This is a genomic window from uncultured Gemmiger sp., from assembly GCF_934561205.1.
Taxonomy (GTDB): Bacteria; Bacillota; Clostridia; order Oscillospirales; family Ruminococcaceae; genus Gemmiger.
On sequence record NZ_CAKTFU010000006.1, the window covers coordinates 59,500 to 79,614 of the forward strand.

The following is a 20,115-nucleotide window of genomic DNA, read 5'->3' on the forward strand; positions in this document are numbered from 1 at the left end:
GATGCCCAAGGACAACAAAAAACAGCCCCTGCGCAGGGAGGCCCAACACCTGTGGAAGGAAAAACGCTCGGTAACGCTGGTGTATATTTTGCTGCGCACCTCGGTGGTGCTGGTAATGCTGGCGCAGATCTTCAACCGCAATTTTGAAAATGTGTTCCTTTGCGTTTTGACGCTGCTGCTGTTTATGATGCCCAGCGTTATGAAGCGCAAGCTGGACGTTGAGTTGCCCAACACGCTGGAGATCATCATTTTGCTGTTTATCTATGCGGCGGAAATTCTGGGTGAAATCGGCGCGTATTATGTCACCTTCCCCTACTGGGACACCGTGCTGCACACGCTGAACGGCTTTTTGTGCGCGGCGATCGGCTTTTCGCTGGTGGATATTCTGAACCGCAGCAGCAGCGAGCGGTTCAACCTGTCGCCGCTGTATATGGCGATCGTGGCGTTCTGCTTTTCGATGACGGTCGGCGTCATTTGGGAATTTTTTGAGTGTACGATGGATCAGCTGTTCTTTTTGGATATGCAAAAGGACACGGTGGTCAGCGCCATCGGCAGCATTATGCTGGACGCCCCCGGCGGCAACCACCCGGTGGTGATCAAAAATATAACCGATGTCATCATCGTGCAGGCGGACGGCACCCGGACCGCGCTGGGCTTGGGCGGGTATCTGGATATTGGTCTGCTGGACACGATGGAGGATCTGTTCGTGAATTTTATCGGCGCGCTGACCTTCTCGATCATCGGGTATTTTTATGTGAAGAGCCGCGGCGAAAATAAATTTGCCAAGCGGTTCATCCCTGTGGTAAACCAGGAAGCCAAGCCCGCAGGCGAAGCCCCCACGCAGTCAGAATAAAAAAGAAAACCCCGCGCGGTTCATTTTCGGAACCGCGCGGGGTTTTGTTTGTCTGAGTGTGATAAAAAAGATACCCTGTTCTTCTACTCTTTTGGCTTCAGAATTCTTGACACATCAGTAACTTGCCGTTTTTTATCCTTTATTCAGCCTTTCGATTTCTTATTGCTTTTGTGGAATTTCAATTTTCTGAAGTTCATGTGTCATTGGTTCTTGCCTCAAAAACCAATCTGCAATGTCATGTACATTCTCTATATCTACAACACGCCTTCTTACATAGTATTATACTCTTTTCTATTAGAACTATAGGAAACAAACTATAAACTTTCCTATTAATTTCTAAACACATTTATATTTTTCGGGTTTTCGTATATAAAATCTTCAATAGCTTGTCCTTTGGGAATGGTCAATCCCAGATGCTTTGAGTAATCCCGATTTCGCTTTCTGGGTTCAATTACATCAAACATAAGCGCAGTAAAATTGCGTTCTTGTTTCCAAAGTACTGAAACATTACTATCATCAACAGATTTTAATGCAGTATTGTAAAAGTATACTAAGAATTCCAAACAAATATCTCTATACCCCTGATATGCAGATGGCTTATCATGCCCAAAGTAATCCCCTTTGATAACATTGGGAAAATAAAATCTTCCGATTTCTGTCAGTGCAGATAGTCTGGAAAGCATTTCCGTTTTCTGTGACTGAAATTCATCAGAAAAGAATTCTTGACTTTCCATAGAATGGATAATCCGTATCATAATTTCTACCACAGAAGTATACCATTGCAAAAGCTCTTTTCTATAATTTTCTGTCAATTCATACTTTTTCGTACTTGTTACAATTTTATATATTCCACCAATGACAGCAATAAGTACAGTTACTACAATTCCAATGATTGCGATTATCGAATCTGTGCCAAGAGAAAGGCTTACGATTTCATTTTTCATCTAGAATTTTCTCCGGATCCTGTAATAATGTCACATCTGTACTTGCTTCCAGCATCTCCGTCACAACATGATTCAACTCTGCTGCCCCCTTACTGGTAATTGCAGGCCGTCCCGTCTGCTGCTCAATCTGCTTCCGCGCTTCACCTGCAATCGAACCGCCACGGCGCGCCACATCGCGGTTTTGCTGTAAGCCTTCCGGCTGCTCAGTCTGGGAGATTTCTTTTGTGGACACTTCTGCCAGCATATTCAGCACCAATTCCAAGGTACTCATATTATCCCGCAGGCTTTCCTTTTTTAGCCCTTTCAGATTCTTATACTGCCGGGTACTCATACCACTCCACGCGCGGGTGATTTCGTCGGTCAAAACCGCATACTCCGCGTTTTTCTCGATGCCGCGGTCTTTCCATTCATCCGTCAGTTCCTTGCGGGCCGAAATTGCCTGCAAACGCTGATTGATCCATTCCCGCGTGTACCCTTTTCGCTCATAAGTGGAAACCAGTCGTTCCGCAATGCGTTCCGGGTCCAGTGTTTCCTCTATGCGCTCCCGCCCAACTTGTGCTAGCCACAATTTCATCGGTTCCGCCTTGGGGGATGGGATGGACTGGATGATGCGGAACAGCTGCTGTGTGTTGGCTACATCTGTTTTGTAGCGTTTTCCGTCCTTGGGGGATTTCAATTTCAGTTGGTTACAATCTGTTACCAACTGACTGCCCTCGTCTTTCAGCCTCTTTTTGGTGACTTTCCAGTAGTTACGCGCCGTGTCATAGTCCTTTGCATCAGTCAGCACGGATACCACATCCACAACAGAGAAATACCATTCCTCGTTTTCCTCGTCCCACGCGGTACGAATCGCCTGATCTTCAAAAAGCTGAAGCTGTTCGTTTTCATTCATTATAAAGTCACCCGCTTTCCAAGAGATTTCCTATTAATAGGATAGCAAATTTCACACGGATTAGCAAGAAAAACTCTCCATGTTTTTAACTCAAACCAAGCATCTTACATTTTATGTTTCCGTCTTTGTACATCTTCAAATATTTCTTTTGATACAATCGGCTCATGCGCATTTTCCACCAGAAACATACTCTGCTCACCACAATTTTTCTTTTGTTTTCCGGTCAGAAAATCCGGGGTGCAGGTCTTTTGCAGTAAAAGGTTTCCCATATATTTTTCATTGCTCAGCATACGGTCTATTGTGGATGTACTCCACTCGGATTTTCCGGTGACAGTCTTTATGCCATTTTCCTCCAGATACCGTTTAATCTTGCGCACACCATAACCCGCCAAATACAACGAGAATATCTTCCGTACAATTTCAGCCTCTTCCGGTACAACTACCAGTCTACCGCCTTTATCCTTAGTATAGCCTAAAAAGCGGGCATGGTTTAACACAGCTTTGCCACTGCGCATACGTTGGCGAATGCCAAACTTGATGTTCTCACTTTTCGCGGCACTTTCTTCCTGTGCTGCCGCAAGTAAAATGGATAGCAACGCTTCGTTGACTTCCATTGTATTGATTTGTTCTACATCGGATAACATTGCAACATTCATTTTTTTCAGTCTCCTTATCGTGGATAATGTTTCTACTGTATTTCTTCCGAACCGACTTAATGACTTAACCAGAATCAAGTCAAATCTGTGTTTTTGGGCATCATTTAGCATTTCAATATAGCCATCACGCCCTTCTCTCCGTGTTCCTGACCCAACATCCTTATAAATTTTATAAAGTTTCCAATCAGCATTTTCGCTTACCAATTTTTCAAAATATAGTTCCTGCATTTCAAGGCTTCGCAACTGCTCCGGCGTATTTTTGCTGACTCTGCAATATACAGCCACTTTTAGAATTTTGTGCTTAGTTTTCTTGCTGCCTTCAATCCTTGGTAAAATTATGTGTATCTTTTTCTTCAAAAAAATTCCCCCATGTTAACTATAACATGGGGGAAAGCACTGTACAAAGCAAAAAATAAAAGCTACATTCAAAGTAAATTTGAATGTAGCTTTTAACATGGAGCTGGTGGCCGGACTTGAACCGGCGACCTGCTGATTACGAATCAGCTGCTCTACCGACTGAGCCACACCAGCAAAGGGATAACACTATCATTATACAGATTTTTAAGGCTAAGTCAAGCCCTTTGTGGCAAAAATCTCGGCGGGAACTCGACAACCGGCGTATCTGCGTGGTATAATAGCAAAAAATGCAAAAGGAGCTGTTGTCCATGAGCCGCCGCACCTTAAAATTGCAGTACAATGCGCCGGTCACCCTGAACTTTTTCTTTGCCTCGCTGGCAGCGCTGCTGCTGGGCTATGTTACCGGCGGGCGAAGCACACAGACATTCTTCTGCGTCTACCGTTCGTCCCTGACGGACCCGCTGTTTTATCTGCGGCTGTTCGGCCATGTGCTGGGCCACGCGGATTGGAACCATTTTATCAACAATATGCTGTTGTTTTTGGTCGTTGCCCCGCCGCTGGAGGAAAAATACGGCAGCCGTACTCTTTTGTGCGGCATTGCCATAACGGCGGTGATTTCCGGCATTTTGCAGTGTGTGTTTTTTCCTGCCAGTGCGCTGCTGGGGGCGTCCGGCATTGTGTTTATGCTGATCATGCTGGCCAGCCTTGCGGGCAGCCGCGGCGGCGGGGTGCCGGTCACGCTGCTGCTGGTGGGCGCGCTGTATCTGGGGCAACAGGTGTATGCCATCCTGTTTGTGCGGGACAATGTCGCCAACTTTATGCACATTGTGGGCGGCGTGTGCGGCACGGCGTTCGGCTTTGCCGTGCGCAAAAAATAACCGCTTGACAAAGCCGAAACGACGTGGTAAAATATCCCCACTAAAACAAGGGTAGCACGATGCGCCCCTTGTGTGGATTTTTACAGTCAAGACTACTTTTCGCCACACAACGATTCTTTCAGGGTCGTTGTGTGGCTTTTTTGTGTGCAAAAAAGGAGGAACCCCCTTGCAGGAAACTTACATGAAGGAAAAACCAATTTTTCCCCTGCTGATGTCCCTGGCGCTGCCGATGGTCATCTCGATGCTGGTAAACGCGCTGTACAACATTGTGGACAGCCTGTTCATCGCCAAAATCAGCGAGGACGCTTTCACGGCGCTGTCGCTGGTGTTCCCTGTGCAGAACTTTATCAACTCCATCGCCATCGGCTTCGGTGTGGGCATCAATGCCATGATCGCGCTGCATCTGGGCGCAGGCAACCAGGAGCAGGCGGACCGCGCCGCAACGCAGGGACTGGTCATTTCGCTGCTGCACGGGCTGGTGCTGACCGCGGTGAGCATCCCGCTGATGCCCGTGTACCTGCGGCTGTTTACCGACAGCGAGCAGACCGTGGCGCTGGGCGTGACCTACGCGAGCATCGTGTTTTCCTTTTCCACGGTGCTGATGGCCTCGCTGGCCGTTGAGAAAATTTTGCAGTCCGTCGGGCGGATGAAGCTGACCATGGCGGGGCTTTCGCTGGGCGCGGCGGTCAACATTGTGCTGGACCCTGTGCTGATTTTCGGCTGGGGGCCGATACCCGCGCTGGGCATTGCCGGTGCGGCGCTGGCTACGGGCATCGGGCAGACTATGACGGTGGTTATGTACCTGCTGGTTTGCCCGCGTATGGAGCTGCCGGTGCATCTGCGGCGCAGATATCTGCGCCCGCAGGCCCGCATGACGCGGCAGCTGTACGGCATCGGCATACCGGCCATTTTGAATTTGGCGCTGCCGTCGCTGCTGGTGTCGTTTTTGAACGGTCTGCTGGCGGGATATTCGCAGAGCTATGTTGTTGTGCTGGGCATATATTACAAATTGCAGACCTTTTTGTATATGCCCGCCAACGGCATTGTGCAGGGCATGCGCCCCTTGATCGGCTACAATTACGGTGCGGGAGAGCAAAAACGCGTCAAAAAATTGTTTGACCTTACGCTGGGGCTGAGTGCTGCCATTATGGCGGCAGGCACGGTGGTGTGCCGTGGCTTTGCAGGCAGTTTAATGGGACTGTTTACCGCCAATGCCGAGACGCTGGCCGTCGGTGAACAGGCATTGCGGTGCATAAGTATGGGCTTTTTGGTATCTGCCGTGTCGGTGACGGCCTGCGGTGCACTGGAGGGTCTGGGCAAAGGAACGGCCTCGCTGGTGATTTCTCTGGTGCGGTATACGGTGGTCATTATGCCGACGGCTTGGCTGCTTTGTCGGGCGTTCGGCGTGGCGGCGGTATGGCATGCGTTTTGGATCACCGAGGTGCTGGCAGCGGCGGTTTCGTTGGCGGTTTACCGCAGGAGCGTGCAAAAACCGCGCAGCAATGCAATACAAAACGGATAAAAACGGCAGCAAAAATTCCGGAAAAGCCGCCAAAGAACTGTGCCGAGAATAACAAGCGCAGCAAACGGGCAGGGTGCACAACCCTGCCCGTTGTTGTTTTGCAAGGGAAAACGCCCTTGCGGGGCGCTACGATTGGCTGTAATATTGCGGTACGCCGCCCGGCAAGAGGAGGGTGACCAGCGGGATCTGCCCCGTGTAGGTCAGCGTTTCTATCTTGCTGTCCAAAATCAGGTCCATCGTCAGGGTCAGCTCGATTTGCGCTGTGTAGCGGGTCGTGTTGACCGAAAGCGACTCGGTGCTTTCGCGCAGCTGCGCCTGTGCGTAGCCGCGCGGCTGCAGCGAAAACCGCCACCCCGGCCCGCAGTCGCTCAGCAAAGTGTCGTTGGTCAGGGAGCCGAAAGGGACCGTGTAGGTGATGGGGCCGCTGTCGGCCAGATAGCGCTGTGCGGCGTCCACGCACTCCACGCACAGGGCGTTGACGGCGGCGGTGTCCAACTGCCAGCTCTCCCCTGCTGCGGCGAACAGGCTTTGGGGCTGTACGGTGCGGGCAGCGGCGGCTACGGCCTCGGCAGCGGTGCGGCGGGCTTCGTACTCGGCCAGCTTGTGCAGCGTGGGCTTGATGCGGGTGTTGACATAGCGGTCAAACTGCCACAGCCCGCTGAGCAGCGCCAACGGCAGCAGCAGCGGCAGAGCCGCGCGCCGCCAACCTTTGCTTGCCCTGCGCCGCATACGCCCCACCCCCTGCCGACATTGTATGCCGCAGGGGGATTTTTTGACAAAAGAAAAAGACCGCAACCTTGCAGTTGCGGTCTTGTGGTGGAGAATACCGGGATCGAACCGGTGACCTCTTGCATGCCATGCAAGCGCTCTCCCAGCTGAGCTAATCCCCCAGACTGTCGCTTCGCTTTGTTCCGGCGACAGTTGGTATTATAGCAAACGGGAGAGGCTTTGTCAACACTTTTTCAGAAAAAAGTTGTTGAGGAAACACCGCACAATTCCCGCCTGACGGCTTAAGCACCGCTCCGGCGGCTGCGGCACAGCATCTGCGTTGCCAAAATGCTCGATAAGACATCCAGTATTATCTGCGCTTTTGGCTTAGCATCTGCCGCACCTCGCTCGCCGTATCGGCACTTAGAATTATGCGGTATTACCTTGAATTTCCGGCTATTACTCTGCATCCTCGCAGAAGGCTTTGAAGGTCAGGTAGGCCATGTAGACGTCAGCCTTGGAAACGACCTCGAACGGGGCGTGCATGGACAGCACGGGCACACCGATATCAATGGTGTCGATGTCCTGGTTGGCCACATACTTGGCAACGGTGCCGCCGCCGCCCAGGTCCAGCTTGCCCATCTCGCCGATCTGCCAGACGATGTTGTTCTTGTCCATCAGGCGGGTCAGGTAGCTGACGGTCTCGGCGCTGGCATCGCTGGTGCCGCCCTTGCCGCGGGAACCGGTGTACTTGTACACGGCCACACCGCGGCCGGCGTAGGTGCCATTGTCCGGCTCAAAGGCGTCGGCAAAGGTCGGGTCGTAGGCGGCGGTGACATCGGCAGACAGGCACTTGGCAGCCTTGCAGGCGGTGATGTAGTCGGCACCCTGCCCGGCGCAGAGCTGCTGCAGGAAGTGGAAGGTGTACATGCTGTTCAGGCCGGTGACACCGTCGGAGCCGGTCTCCTCTTTATCGGTCAGCACGCAGACGCTGGTGTAAGCGGGGTTCTTGACGCCGATCTCGGCCATCAGGGCGGGGTATGCGTCCACGCGGTCGTCGTGGCCGTAAGCACCGATCATAGCGCGGTCCAGGCCGATGTCGCGGGCCTTGTGGGCGGGCACGACCTCGATCTCGGCGCGGGTGAAGTCGCGCTCGGTGATGCCGTAGGCTTCGTTGAGCATGGCCAGCACGTTCAGCTTGACGCGCTTTTCGGTATCCTTGTCGGCAATGGGGGTGGAGGCGATCAGAACGTTCAGCTCCTCGGCCGTGATGCCCTCGGCCAGCGTTTTGGCGTTCTGCTTGGCGCCCAGGTGGGGCAGCAGGTCGGTGATGCAGAATACGGGGTCATCGTCCTTTTCACCGATGCAGACATCCACCTGGCTGCCGTCGGCGCGGAAGATCACACCGTGCAGCGCCAGCGGGATGGTGGGCCACTGGTACTTGCGGATGCCGCCGTAGTAGTGGGTGCGCAGGTAGCCGAAGTCCTCCTTCTCGAACACGGGCACGGGGCGCAGGTCAAGGCGGGGAGAGTCGATATGGGCAATGTTCAGGTGGAAGCCTTCCTCCAGGCTCTTGGTGCCGATGGTGGCAGCCAGCACGCACTTGGCGCGGTTGATGGCGTAGACTTTATCGCCGGGGTTCAGCGTTTCACCGGCGACAAAGGGGCGGTAGCCGGCGTCCAGCAGCAGCTTTTCGGCGGCCTTGGTGGCTTCGCGCTCGGTCTTGGCGGCGTCCAGAAATGCCTTGTAGCCCTCGCAGAAATCCTGCGCGGCGGCGAGGTAATCGGGGGCGAGGTCGGCTACACTCTCGTTTTTATAGAGCAGTGCCTTGAGTTCTTCGGTAGTTTTCATAGGGAGTTCCTTTCTTCTTCTTACATCCGCGGTGCCGCAAAAGGCGCAGCATCGCTGTTTATTGATCAGAGTAAATCTCTTGATACCGTTGATAGCCGGTGGTGATTTTATGCACATACCGCCGCATCTGCGGGTAAGGGTAGTGTGTAAGGGTTTGCCCGTCGGGCGAGCAGGCGGGGTCTGCCAGCAGGCCGTCCACCGTGCCCACGCCGCTGTGGTAGGCGGCGGCTGCGGTGGCCAGATGGTTGTCGTACCGCAGCAGGCAGTACGCCACAAAATAGCTGCCAAAGCGAATGTTGGTTTCGGGGTCGAACAGATCGTCGAAGGTCAGATCCTCGTCGGGGGCGATCTTCGTTTTGATCCAGTCAAAGGTGACCTCGGTGATCTGCATCAGTCCCCTGGCCCCCGCGTCGGACTGTGCGGCGGGGTCGAAATTGCTTTCGGTTCGGATAAAAGAGTATAAAATCAGCGGGTCTATGTCATATTTTGCGGCGTAGTAGGTAACGTATTCGCTGTAGCGGCAAGGGTATTCGGCGCGGGCGATCCGGCTGCGGAAAAAAACCGAAACCAGCAAAATGCCAAGGGCAAGCAGCACCGCCAGCCAGCGCAGAAGCGGGTGCCGCGTTCGATATTTTTGTTGTCGGCGGGTCATAGGCCTCCTTCCCTCAGCTGCCGCAAAAAGCAGCCGATCTTGTCTTTAAGCTGTGCCTCGGAGCCGTCGTTGACGACCTCCCAGCGGGCGGCCGCGCGCAGCGTTTCCAAAGGGGTCTGCGCGTCCAGACGGCGGCGCGCCATTTCGGGCGCAATGCCGTCCCGCGCGCAGATGCGGGCAACGCTTATCTCATAGGGTGCGGTAATCAGCAAAATGCCGTCGCAGCGGCGCTCAAAGGGCGTTCCCACAATGACCGCACCGTCCACAAAGGCAAAGTCGGCCCCTGCCGATTCAGCGGCCTGCAGGCGCTGCTCGATGCGGGCTAAAATTTCCGGCTGGGTCACGGCGGTCAGGGCGCGGGTGCCCGCAGGCGTGGCAAAGGCGCGGTCGGCCAGCAGGCGGCGGCGCAGCTGCCCTGCCTCGTCCAGAATATCCGCCCCGAATCGTTCCTGCAAGGCGGTCAGGCAGGGCGAGCCGGGCAGCAGGACCTCGCGGGCGATGAGATCGGCGTCAATACAAGGATACCCCTGCGCGGCCAAAAATTTTGTCGCACTGGATTTGCCGCAGCCCGAACGCCCGGTAATACCGATAATTTTCATACATCCTCCACACGGAAGGCCGCGGCGCGGATCAGGCGGTTGTACACGGCCATCGAGACGCCGTCCTGCTCGGGGCAGCGGGCATACACGATGCGCGCGCCCTGCTTGTCCAGCTCGCGCAGGGCGGAGAACAGGTGATGTGCCTGGGTGGCGCCGTCGTGGTTTTTGCCGTATTCGATGTACGGCACGGGCAGCGTTTCGCCCTCGCCGTCAAAGCAGAGCGCCCAGACGCCCGGCTCGGCGTGGGCGCGGACATAGGCGGTGTAGGCGTCCAGACTGCCGCGCAAAATCGTGACCTGCGCCTTGGGGGCGTAGTGCTTGTATTTCATGCCGGGGCTGCGGGCGATCTCGCCGTCCTTGAGCTTTTCGAGGATGGCAGGGCTTACGATGACTTCCTCGCCCAGGACAGCCTCCAGCTGCTCCTTGGTGATGTAGCCGGGGCGCAGCAGCATCGGCTTCTCCCCCACCACCGAAATGACGGTGGACTCGACACCGACGGCGCTCTCGCCGCCGTCAAGGATCAGCGGCAGGCGGCCGTCCATATCGGCCAGCGTGTCGGCGGCGTTGGTGGGGCTGGGCTTGCCGGACAGGTTGGCGCTGGGCGCGGCAAACGCCACCCCGCTTTGACGGATGACCGCCTGCACCACCGGGTGGGACGGCATACGCACGCCCACGGTATCCAGCCCGGCACAGGTGACGGGGCTGACCTCGCTGCCCTTGGGCATGACCATCGTCAGGGGTCCCGGCCAGAAGGCGGCGGCCAGCTTTCGGGCCCGCGCGGGCACTTCGGACACGATGCCGTCCAGCATCTGCATGCCGCAGATGTGTACGATGAGGGGGTTATCCTGGGGGCGGCCCTTGGCCTCAAAAATTTTTTCAACAGCCGCACCGTTGCGGGCATCGGCGGCAATGCCGTAGACCGTCTCGGTGGGCAGGGCAACCAGCTCCCCTTTTTGTAAAAGCTCGGCAGCCAGCGCTACCGATGCATCATTGACAGGCAAAACTTGCGTTTTCATGGTGTATCCTCGTGATTCTGCTTTAATTTTTCTTCCCGATCGGCTAAAATCAGCGGCTCGATGACGCGGTCAAGGTCGCCGTCCAGCACGCCTTGCAGGTTGCGCAGCGTCAGACCGATGCGATGGTCGGTGACGCGGTCCTGCGGGAAATTGTAGGTGCGTATCTTTTCGCTGCGGTCACCGCTGCCGACTTGGCTTTGGCGCTGGGCGTTGTAGGCCTCGTCGTAGGCGTCCTGCTTTTGCTGCAGCAGGCGGCTGCGCAGGACTTTCAGGGCGCATTCCTTGTTTTCGCGCTGGCTGCGTTGGTCCTGACATTCCACCACCGTGCCCGTGGGCAGGTGGGTGACGCGGATGGCGGAGGAGGTCTTGTTGATGTGCTGACCGCCCGCGCCGGAGGAACGGAAGGTGTCGATGCGCAGATCCTTGGGGTTCAATTCAAACTCCACTTCCTCCGCTTCGGGCATAACGGCGACCGTCACGGTGGAGGTGTGGATGCGCCCTTGGGTCTCGGTTTCGGGCACGCGCTGTACGCGGTGAACGCCGCTTTCAAACTTTAAGCGGCTGTATACGCTGTCCCCTTCCACCGAAAAAACGATCTCCTTGGTGCCGCCCAGCTCGGTGGTGTTTTCGCTGACAGTCTCGCACTGCCAGCCCTGCTTGGCGGCGTACATCGTGTACATGCGCCACAGGCTGTGGGCAAACAGGGCGGCTTCCTCGCCGCCCGCGCCGGCGCGAATCTCCAAAATGACGCTTTTTTCGTCATCGGCGTCCTTGGGCAAAAGCAGCAGCTTGAGATTCTCTCGGCTTTGCGCCAGATTGCGGGCAATTTCGCAAAGCTCCTGCTGTACCATAGCGGTAAACGCCGGGTCAGCCTCCTGCTGCAGCAGCTGCTGCGCCTCCTGCTGTTCCTGCTCTAAGCGGCGGCAGCGGCGGTATTCTTCAATTAGGGGGGTAAGTTCCTTGTAGTCGCGCATCATCTGCGCGTAGGCGTTGGCGTCGGCCGCAGCCTCGGGGGTGGACATTTTGTAGGCCAGCTCCTCGTAGCGGCGCTCGACGTCGTGCAGATCCTGTATGGGCATAGCTTCTCCTTGCAGTAACGATTTTGGGGCGAATACGGCAAGGGGCGCTACTGCTTGGTGTCGCGCAGAATTTTTTTAATGTTGCGCTCGATTTTAGCGCGGGGCAGCATGATTTCATGCCCGCAGCCCCGGCAGCGGATCTTGAAATCCATACCGACGCGCAGTACATCAAACTGGTTTGCCCCGCAGGGATGCGGTTTTTTGGTTTGCAGGATATCCCCGACCTGAACGTCCATGATGCAGCCGCCTTTCTGAACAGATATACATGTTCTATTATAGTACGTTTTGTGCTGATTTGCAAACCCTGTGCATAAAAGTTATCAACCGCTTTTGCGGAAAACAAATGAGAAGTGAGGAACCGAAAATGCTGGAATATCGTGCTGAAGGTCTTTGCCGCAACGCCAACACCCTGACCCCCGAGGAATGGGAGCGCTGTATCGCCGCCGGGGAGGTGCTGCAAAGCACCGCCCTTGCCTATGACACCGACCGCTGCCTGCGGTTTGAAATTGCCGGGCACCGTGCGCGGATGCCCTTTGCCGAGTGCGTGGACACCGCCCCCGGCGAGGAGATCAAGGACATTGCCGTGCTGACCCGCGTGGGCCGCCCCACCTGTTTTATCGTGACGGGCAGCCAGCGGGACGAAAACGGCGAGGAAATTTACCTGCTGTCCCGCGCAGAGGCCCAGCGGCAGTGCAAGCGGCAGTATCTGGATACGCTGGAGGCTGGCAGTGTGCTGCCCTGCACCGTGACGCATATTGAGGGGTTCGGCGCGTTTTGTGATATCGGCTGCGGCATCGCGGCGCTGCTGCCCATCGACTGCCTGTCGGTGTCGCGCATTTCCTCCCCTGCCGACCGTGTGCGGGTGGGGCAGCAGCTTTTGTGCGCCATCAAAAACCGCGACGCACAGGGGCGCATCGTGCTGACCCTGCGCGAGCTGCTGGGCACCTGGAGCGAGAACGCCGCCTGCTTTGCCCCCGGCGAGACGGTGGTGGGCATTGTGCGCAGCGTGGAGGAGTACGGCGTGTTTATTGAAATTGCGCCGAATCTTGCCGGGCTGGCCGAGGCCGACCCCACCCTGACGCCGGGGCAGACCGTGAGCGTGTACATCAAAAATATCCTGCCCGACAAGATGAAGATCAAGCTGGTGGTGGTCAACAAAAACCTGGGGCAGCCGCTGCGGTTTGAGCCGCACTATTTTGTGACGCGCGGGCGCATCAAGAAATGGATCTACTCGACCCCGCAAAGCCGCAAGCAGATCGAAACGGTGTTCTAAAACACTTGCAAGGCGCAAAAGCAGTGTGTATAATAGAAGAAAACGACTTTGTAAGGCAAGGATGTGACATACTTGGCAGAAGCATTTACCGCGGGGGTCAAGCCCGGCGGACTTACCGACAATTTGCAGATACGCATTTTGCTGTGCTATATGATCAAGACGGCAGGGCCCATTACGCGGGAAACGCTGCAGGGCGCACTTTTGCAGGAGCAGCTGGTCAACTATTTTGAGTTTGCCGATGCGCTGGCCGATGTGGAAAAGCAGCAGCTGGTCCTGCACGATGCCCAAAACGACAGCTACACCGTGACCGACAAGGGCTTTACGGTGGCGACCACCCTGGCGCAGGATCTGCCCCGCACGGTGCGGGAAAGCGCGATTCGCGGCGTTTTGCAGATCCAGAGCTGGCGGCACAAGGCAGCCATGAACCGCGCCGAGGTGCAGGAAAACCCTGACGGCTATGCGGTGGTGTGCACGATCGGTGAGGACGGCCGCGATGTGTTCCGCCTGGAATTGGCCATGCCCGACAAGCTGGTGGCGGAGATGGTCAAGAACAACTTTATTGCGCACGGTAATGTTTTGTACAATAAGGTGATGGATATCCTTTCCCAGCCGGGCGACGAGCAGGACCGCCCCCCGGCAGCGCTGTTATAAACAACAAAGCGGTGTACCCCGTCAGGGGTACACCGCTTGTTTTAGTAATGTAGGGAGGAGTCTTGACCCCTCCTTGCTGCTTTGCGGTTGCAACAACATAACGGGTTCGTCCGTAGGCACGGCTACTATGCCGCCCGCCGCAGCCGTCCCGGCAATGCAACCCAACGGGTAAACGGCACGGAACGGTCAAGACCGTTCCCTACAAACCTGCCGAAGGTTCGCAATCTCCCGGTTCAGTTTCTTGGCAAACAAAATCACCCCCGGCAGATGCCGGGGGTGATTGGTATCAGCAGCCCAGATACGCCTTGCGCACCTCGATGTTGTTGGCAAGCTCGGTGGCTTCGCCTTCCATCTTGATGGTGCCGGTTTCCAGAACATAGGCGCGGTTGGCAATTTCCAGCGCCATCTTGGCGTTCTGCTCGACCAGCAGCACGGTCACGCCGTTTCGGTTGACCTCGCGGATGATCTTAAAAATCTCCTTGACAAGCAGCGGGGACAAGCCCATCGACGGCTCGTCCAGCAGCAGCATCTTAGGCTTGCACATCAGGGCACGCCCCATGGCAAGCATCTGCTGCTCGCCGCCGGACAGCGTACCCGCAGGCTGGTTGCGGCGCTCCTTTAAGCGGGGCAGCAGGTCAAAGACCATATCGTAATCGCTCTGGATGGCGTCCTTGCCGTCGCGGCGGGTGTAAGCGCCCATCTGCAGGTTTTGCTGCACGGTCAGCCCGCTGAACACGCGGCGACCCTCCGGCACCTGCGCCAAGCCCTGGCGGATGATCTTGTGCGGCTCCATCTTGCTGATGACCTGGCCGTTGTAGTCAATTTCGCCGCTTTGCAGCTTCAACAGGCCGGAGATGGCGTGCATCGTGGTGGTCTTGCCGGCGCCGTTGGCACCGATCAGCGTGACGATCTCGCCCTCGTTGACATGGAACGATACGTCCTTGATGGCGTGGATGGAGCCATAGAACACATTGATATTTTTAACAGAAAGCAATTCGCCCATGGTCAGTCCCCTCCCAGATAGGCCGCAATGACCTTGGGGTTATTGCGGATCGACATACCGTCGCCGCGCGCAATCACACGGCCGTAGTCCAGCACGGTGATCTGCTCGCAGATGCCCATAACAAAGTTCATATCGTGCTCGATCAGCAGCACGGCAATGCCGAACTGGTCGCGCACACTGCGCACGGTCTGCATCAGTTCCTCGGTTTCGTTGGGGTTCATGCCGGCGGCAGGCTCGTCCAGCAGCAGCAGCTTGGGGTTGGTGGCCAGTGCGCGGGCGATCTCCAGCTTGCGCTGTTTGCCGTAGGGCAGCTGGCTGGCCTTTAAGTCCGCCTGACCGTCCAGATCGAAGATCTTCAGCAGTTTTTTGGCTTCACGGTTCATCTCGTGCTCAATTTCACGGTATTTGGGCAGACGCAGGATGCCCGTCCACATATTGTACTTGTACTGGTTGTGCAGACCGACCTTGACGTTATCCAGCACGGTCATCTCGTTGAAAAGACGAATGTTCTGGAAGGTACGCGCCACGCCTGCCTTGCTGATCAGCTCGGGGCTTTTGCCGGTAATGTCCTTGCCGTCCAGCACGATGTTGCCCTCGGTGGGCTTGTAGACACCGGTCAGCATATTGAAAACGGTGGTTTTGCCGGCACCGTTGGGGCCGATCAGCCCGTACAGATGCCCTTTTTCGATGGAAAGGTCAAGCTGCGCCACGGCCTGCAGACCGCCGAACGCAATGCCTAAGTTGCTGACTTCCAACAGTGCCATTTACGCCACCCCCTTCGGTTCGTCCTTGCCCGTTTTGCGGAAACGAGCCACCACTTTTTTGCGCCATTCGATCATCTGCGGGCTTTGCCCGAAAATCATAACCACGATCAGGATGATGGCGTAGATGAGCATGCGGTAATCGTTCATGCTGCGCAAAATCTCCGGCAGCACGGTCAGCACGGTGGCCGCAATGACCGACCCGCGCAAATTGCCGATGCCGCCCAGAACTACAAACACGAGGATCAAAATCGAGGTGTTGTAGTCAAACTTTTTGGCGACCAGCGAGGAATAATTCAGCGAGTAAAGCACGCCCGCCATACCGGCAAACACGGCGCTGGTAACAAACGCCATCAGCTTGTATTTGGTGATGGGAATGCCCACCGAGCGCGCGGCGATCTCGTTGTCGCGAATCGAGGTGATGGCGCGTCCTGCGCGGGAATTGACAAGGTTCAGGATGACCACCAGCGTCAGCACGACCAGCACAATGCCGATGGTAAAGGTGGAGGCTTTTTTGATGCCGGTGATGCCCATGGCGCCGTTGATCAGCACCTTGCCGTCCGCTGCAAGGTGCAGCGAGTCGGTATCCTTTAAGGAGAAATGCAGGCCCTTCGAGTCAATGCCGAGGTTGCAGGCGTTCATAAAGTTTTTGACGATCTCACCGAACGCCAGCGTGACGATGGCGAGATAGTCGCCGGACAGGCGCAGAACGGGCACACCGACGACAAAGCCGAACAGACCCGCCACAATGCCGCCGACAACAAACGCCAGCAGCAGTGCCAAGGGCTTGGGGCAGGCGGTGTCATACAGGCAGACCCAGACCAGCGTGCCGGAAAAAGCGCCCACGCTCATAAACCCGGCGTGGCCGAGGCTCAGCTCGCCCAGAATACCGACGGTCAGGTTCAAAGAGACCGCCATGACCACATAGGCGCAGATGGGAACCAGCTGGCCCGCAAAGGAGTTGGTCAGCAGACCGGCAGCGCTGAGGATCTGGATCAGCAGATAAAAGGCCAGCACGATGCCGAAGGTGATGAAATTGCTCTTGGTGGAGCGTTTCATGGTTTTGAAATTCATAGCAGCCACCTTACACTTTCACGTTGACTTTCTTGCCCAGCAGACCCGTGGGCTTGACGATCAGCACCACGACCAGAACAAGAAACACGATGGCATCAGACAGCTGGGTCGAGATGTAGGCCTTGCTCAGGTTTTCAATAACGCCCAGCAGGATGCCGCCCAAGAACGCACCGGGGATCGAGCCGATGCCGCCAAAGACCGCCGCCACAAACGCCTTGATGCCGGGCATGGCACCGGTGGTGGGCTGCAAAGTGGGATAGGCGGAGCAGAGCAGCGCACCGGCAACGGCGGCCAGCGCCGAGCCGATGGCAAAGGTCAGCGAAATGGTGGCGTTGACGTTGACACCCATCAGCTGGGCGGCGCCGCGGTCCTCGGACACAGCCAGCATGGCGTGACCGGCGGGGGCATACTTGATAAACAGCATTAGCGCGATCATAATGACAACGCAGGCGGCAATGGTGACGACCGTTTCCGCCGGGATGCGCAGCTGCCCGTCAAACAGCGAGATGGGGGCAAAGCCCTTGACGACCGAGGTAAAGCTCTTGGGGCTGGACGTCCAGGAAAGCTGTGCCACCTGCTGCAAAAGGTAGCTCATACCGATGGCGGTGATCAATACAGCCAGCGACGGCGCGTCGCGCAGAGGACGGTAAGCGATGCGTTCAATCGTGACGCCCAGCACGGTGCAGACCACCATCGACAGCACGATCGCCAGGATGGGGTTCAGCCCTGCCGAGCCAAACGCGAAAAATACAATGTAGCTGCCAATCATGATGATATCGCCGTGGGCGAAGTTCAACATTTTGGCAATGCCGTAGACCATCGTGTAGCCAAGGGCAATCAGCGCGTAGACGCTGCCCAGGCTGATACCGCTGATCAGATAAGAGAAAAATTGCATTGCGAAGAACACCTCACTCTATCCCCTGCCGGTGTTTTGCCGCAACCCGTGCAGAAGAATTTTTTACTGCCAATACAAATAAAATGACGGCTGTCGGACATAATGACCCGGCAGCCGCCATCGGCTACAAAATTTACATAGCGGCGTAGGCACCGTCTTTGATGACGACAGCCTTAGGAGCCTTGGATACTGCGCCGGAAGCATCCCAAGTCATACCCTCGCCGGTCAGACCGTCAAAGGTCATACCGGTGATCTGGGTCTTGAGGGCTTCGCACAGGTCGGAGGCGCTCATATCGCCGTTCAGGTTGCCTGCCTTGACGGCATCGTAGATGGCGTAGACAACGTCATAGGCATCGGCGGCGAACTGGTTGGGGGTATCGCCGTAGGCTTCCTTGTAGGCGGTAACGAAAGCCTGCGTCTTTTCATCGGCAGCGTCAGCGGCGAAGGGGGTCAGAAGCATCAGACCTTCAGCCAGAGAGGTGTCGAAGCCCTTGATGGTCAGGATGCCGTCCATACCGTCGCAGCCGAAGAACTTGGGGGTATAGCCGCTGCTGTTGGCGGAGATCAGGATCTGAGAAGCCTCCTGATAGTAGATGGGCAGGAAAACAAGGTCGGCACCGGCGGTCTGGCACTTGGTCAGCTGGGTGGACAGGTCGGACTTATTGTCGGCGGTGAAGGCTTCGTCTGCGACGACTTCCAGCCCCTTGGCGGCAGCCTCGGCCTTGAACTTGTCATGGATGCCGGTGGAGTAAGCGTCGGAGGAGTCGTAGATGATGCCGACCTTGGTGCCCAGTGCATTTTCGGCGATGTAGTCTGCAGAGGCAACGCCCTGGTTGGGGTCGGTGAAGCAGATCTGGAATACATTGTCACCGGTCTGGATGACAGCCTCGGCGGAGGCAGAGGGGGTCATCATAAACAGGTTGTCATTGGCGGTCTCGGCAGCTACGGCCAGGGACGGGGTAGTGGTGGTGGGGCCGGCCAGAACCTGCATGCCCCAGTCTTTCAGGCTGTTGTAAGCGTTGACGCTCTTTTCGGCGTCATGCTCGTCGTCCTCAAACTTGAAGTCGAACACGGTGTAACCGGCAGCCTCGTTGATCTCCTTGACAGCCAGCTCCTCGGCGTTCTTGACCGCCTGACCGTAGATGGCAGCGCCGCCGGTAACGGGACCGATGCCGCCGATCTTGATCGGGGTGAAGTCCGCGGATGCGGTGGTGCTGCCGGTGGAGGCAGCTGCGTCGGAGGACGCGGCAGAAGAAGCGGCAGAGGAGCCGCAGGCGGCAAGGCTCAAAGCCATGGAAGCTGCCAAAACAGAACTAACGAACTTTTTCATATCTCTTTCCCTCCTAAGGATTGCAACACTTGAAAGTCGCACAACTTTGTGTTGCAAGATACTCATTATTATAGCGAGCAAAATTCAACTTTGCAAGAGTATTTATTGCCAGTGTTGCTGCCTTTTTTGCGGCGAATTATGGTAAAAACCACAAATTTCGGTTACAAAATTTTGTCAATATGAAAATATGCAGGAAAATGCCGTTTTTCCTTTGTAAAATCCTTGCAAAATGCCGCGAAATTTGCCATAATATAAGGAAACCATCAAAAATGTAAAAGCGATACGCGCATTTTTATAATCGGAAAGGGGCAGCCGCCAGATGAAACTGTTGGAAGAGCGCATTTTGCAGGAGGGTCAGGTTCGACCCGGCAATGTATTAAAGGTAGATTGTTTTTTGAACCACCAGCTGGATGTTGACTTGCTGAGCAAAATCGGTGAGGAGTTCTACCGAATTTTTAAGGATGACGGCATCAACAAGATTCTGACCATTGAGGCCTCCGGCATTGCCATTGCCTGCATGACCGCCCAGTACTTCAAGGTGCCCGTGGTTTTTGCCAAAAAGGCCAAGAGCAAGAACATTGACGGCGACGTGTTTACCAGCAAGGTGCAGTCCTTCACCTACGGCAAGGAGTACGACATCACGCTGGCGAAGAAGTTCCTCTCCCCTGCCGATAAGGTTCTGGTGCTGGACGATTTCCTTGCCAACGGCAAGGCCATGAAGGGTCTTTTGGACGTATGCGAGCAGGCGGGTGCGCAGGTGGGCGGCATCGGCATCTGCATCGAGAAGGGCTTCCAGCCCGGCGGTGCGGAGCTGCGCGCAGCCGGCTATAAGCTGGCCAGCCTCGCCATTGTCGATTCCATGAGCGACGACGGTCTGACCTTCCGCAAACAGTAAGAATAAAAAAGAACAGCCGCTGTCTGCGCTTGCAGACAGCGGCTGTTCTATACTGCCGATAAACTCCTCGGCGGGGTGGGGTCACCCCGCCCTACGGGGCAACAAAAATTATTGCGCGGTAGGGGCGGGGCATGCCCCGCCCGCGATTGTATATTATAATGAATATAACGGGTTAGTCCGTAGGGGCGGCATATATGCCGCCCGTTGCAACCGCCCGGATATTACG

General features: G+C 56.0%; 21 protein-coding genes and 2 tRNA genes. 6 read left to right on the forward strand and 17 right to left on the reverse strand.

Going from position 1 to position 20,115, the window contains the following annotated elements; all coding sequences use genetic code 11:
• The first annotated feature begins 1 nt into the window (after window position 1).
• The gene (locus Q0I19_RS05355) at window positions 2-853 is read left to right on the forward strand and encodes a hypothetical protein (protein ID WP_294759157.1); all 852 of its coding nucleotides are present in this window, start codon (window positions 2-4) and stop codon (window positions 851-853) included.
• A 329-nt stretch (window positions 854-1,182) separates the two neighbouring features.
• Here the strand turns inward: Q0I19_RS05355 and Q0I19_RS05360 are convergent, their stop codons facing one another.
• The 4 genes from Q0I19_RS05360 to Q0I19_RS05375 form a co-directional block, all read right to left on the reverse strand.
• Window positions 1,183-1,797, reverse strand: a complete 615-nt coding sequence (locus Q0I19_RS05360) for a hypothetical protein (RefSeq protein ID WP_294759158.1) — start codon at window positions 1,795-1,797, stop codon at window positions 1,183-1,185.
• Window positions 1,787-2,689: a Bro-N domain-containing protein gene (locus Q0I19_RS05365; protein ID WP_294759160.1), complete on the reverse strand. Its 903-nt coding sequence runs from the start codon at window positions 2,687-2,689 to the stop codon at window positions 1,787-1,789. The genes Q0I19_RS05360 and Q0I19_RS05365 overlap by 11 nt, the downstream gene beginning before the upstream one ends.
• Window positions 2,690-2,793: 104 nt before the next feature.
• Window positions 2,794-3,702: a recombinase family protein gene (locus Q0I19_RS05370; RefSeq protein WP_294759161.1), complete on the reverse strand. Its 909-nt coding sequence runs from the start codon at window positions 3,700-3,702 to the stop codon at window positions 2,794-2,796.
• Window positions 3,703-3,800: 98 nt separating this feature from the next.
• Window positions 3,801-3,876, reverse strand: a tRNA-Thr gene (locus Q0I19_RS05375).
• Window positions 3,877-4,010: 134 nt separating this feature from the next.
• Here Q0I19_RS05375 and Q0I19_RS05380 point away from each other — a divergent pair.
• Window positions 4,011-4,580: a rhomboid family intramembrane serine protease gene (locus Q0I19_RS05380; protein WP_294759163.1), complete on the forward strand. Its 570-nt coding sequence runs from the start codon at window positions 4,011-4,013 to the stop codon at window positions 4,578-4,580.
• A gap of 166 nt (window positions 4,581-4,746) precedes the next feature.
• A complete protein-coding gene (locus Q0I19_RS05385) occupies window positions 4,747-6,102 on the forward strand; it encodes an MATE family efflux transporter (RefSeq protein ID WP_294759164.1) in 1,356 nt (451 codons plus the stop codon).
• Window positions 6,103-6,228: 126 nt separating this feature from the next.
• Here the strand turns inward: Q0I19_RS05385 and Q0I19_RS05390 are convergent, their stop codons facing one another.
• The 8 genes from Q0I19_RS05390 to Q0I19_RS05425 all read right to left on the reverse strand — a co-directional run bounded on the left by Q0I19_RS05390 (window position 6,229) and on the right by Q0I19_RS05425 (window position 12,243).
• Window positions 6,229-6,831 carry a sporulation protein YunB gene (locus Q0I19_RS05390; RefSeq protein ID WP_294759166.1) on the reverse strand — a complete coding sequence of 201 codons (603 nt, stop codon included), beginning with the start codon at window positions 6,829-6,831 and terminating at the stop codon, window positions 6,229-6,231.
• An 85-nt stretch (window positions 6,832-6,916) separates the two neighbouring features.
• A tRNA-Ala gene (locus Q0I19_RS05395) sits at window positions 6,917-6,992 on the reverse strand.
• A gap of 277 nt (window positions 6,993-7,269) precedes the next feature.
• Window positions 7,270-8,661: an aminopeptidase gene (locus tag Q0I19_RS05400; protein ID WP_294759167.1), complete on the reverse strand. Its 1,392-nt coding sequence runs from the start codon at window positions 8,659-8,661 to the stop codon at window positions 7,270-7,272.
• 58 nt (window positions 8,662-8,719) lie between these two features.
• Window positions 8,720-9,313: a lytic transglycosylase domain-containing protein gene (locus Q0I19_RS05405; RefSeq protein WP_294759169.1), complete on the reverse strand. Its 594-nt coding sequence runs from the start codon at window positions 9,311-9,313 to the stop codon at window positions 8,720-8,722.
• Window positions 9,310-9,912: a dephospho-CoA kinase gene (coaE, locus tag Q0I19_RS05410; RefSeq protein ID WP_294759170.1), complete on the reverse strand. Its 603-nt coding sequence runs from the start codon at window positions 9,910-9,912 to the stop codon at window positions 9,310-9,312. The genes Q0I19_RS05405 and coaE overlap by 4 nt, the downstream gene beginning before the upstream one ends.
• Window positions 9,909-10,928 (reverse strand): L-threonylcarbamoyladenylate synthase, encoded by a 1,020-nt coding sequence (locus Q0I19_RS05415; RefSeq protein ID WP_294759172.1) that lies wholly within the window; start codon window positions 10,926-10,928, stop codon window positions 9,909-9,911. The genes coaE and Q0I19_RS05415 overlap by 4 nt, the downstream gene beginning before the upstream one ends.
• On the reverse strand, window positions 10,925-12,007 hold the full coding sequence (prfA, locus tag Q0I19_RS05420) for a peptide chain release factor 1 (RefSeq protein WP_294759174.1): 1,083 nt from the start codon (window positions 12,005-12,007) through the stop codon (window positions 10,925-10,927). Before prfA ends, Q0I19_RS05415 begins: the two co-directional genes overlap by 4 nt.
• A 47-nt stretch (window positions 12,008-12,054) precedes the next feature.
• Entirely contained in the window at window positions 12,055-12,243 is a 189-nt protein-coding gene (locus Q0I19_RS05425; RefSeq protein ID WP_294759176.1) for a DUF951 domain-containing protein, read from the reverse strand.
• Between the two features lie 128 nt (window positions 12,244-12,371).
• On the opposite strand from Q0I19_RS05425, the gene Q0I19_RS05430 reads away from it, so the two are divergent.
• The gene (locus Q0I19_RS05430) at window positions 12,372-13,280 is read left to right on the forward strand and encodes a S1 RNA-binding domain-containing protein (RefSeq protein ID WP_294759178.1); all 909 of its coding nucleotides are present in this window, start codon (window positions 12,372-12,374) and stop codon (window positions 13,278-13,280) included.
• A gap of 63 nt (window positions 13,281-13,343) precedes the next feature.
• Window positions 13,344-13,931 carry a DUF4364 family protein gene (locus Q0I19_RS05435; protein WP_294759179.1) on the forward strand — a complete coding sequence of 196 codons (588 nt, stop codon included), beginning with the start codon at window positions 13,344-13,346 and terminating at the stop codon, window positions 13,929-13,931.
• Between the two features lie 286 nt (window positions 13,932-14,217).
• On the opposite strand, the gene Q0I19_RS05440 is transcribed toward Q0I19_RS05435, so the two are convergent.
• From Q0I19_RS05440 to Q0I19_RS05460, 5 genes are all read right to left on the reverse strand, one after another.
• Window positions 14,218-14,934, reverse strand: a complete 717-nt coding sequence (locus Q0I19_RS05440) for an ABC transporter ATP-binding protein (protein WP_294759180.1) — start codon at window positions 14,932-14,934, stop codon at window positions 14,218-14,220.
• Window positions 14,935-14,936: 2 nt separating this feature from the next.
• Complete coding sequence (locus Q0I19_RS05445) at window positions 14,937-15,698, reverse strand: ABC transporter ATP-binding protein (protein WP_294759182.1); 762 nt, start codon at window positions 15,696-15,698, stop codon at window positions 14,937-14,939.
• A complete protein-coding gene (locus Q0I19_RS05450; protein WP_294759183.1) occupies window positions 15,699-16,769 on the reverse strand; it encodes a branched-chain amino acid ABC transporter permease in 1,071 nt (356 codons plus the stop codon).
• A gap of 10 nt (window positions 16,770-16,779) precedes the next feature.
• A complete protein-coding gene (locus Q0I19_RS05455) occupies window positions 16,780-17,664 on the reverse strand; it encodes a branched-chain amino acid ABC transporter permease (RefSeq protein ID WP_294759184.1) in 885 nt (294 codons plus the stop codon).
• 133 nt (window positions 17,665-17,797) lie between these two features.
• On the reverse strand, window positions 17,798-18,994 hold the full coding sequence (locus tag Q0I19_RS05460; protein WP_294759186.1) for an ABC transporter substrate-binding protein: 1,197 nt from the start codon (window positions 18,992-18,994) through the stop codon (window positions 17,798-17,800).
• Window positions 18,995-19,313: 319 nt separating this feature from the next.
• Here Q0I19_RS05460 and Q0I19_RS05465 point away from each other — a divergent pair, with 319 nt between their 5' ends.
• Entirely contained in the window at window positions 19,314-19,889 is a 576-nt protein-coding gene (locus tag Q0I19_RS05465; RefSeq protein ID WP_294759188.1) for a xanthine phosphoribosyltransferase, read from the forward strand.
• Window positions 19,890-20,115 lie beyond the last annotated feature (226 nt).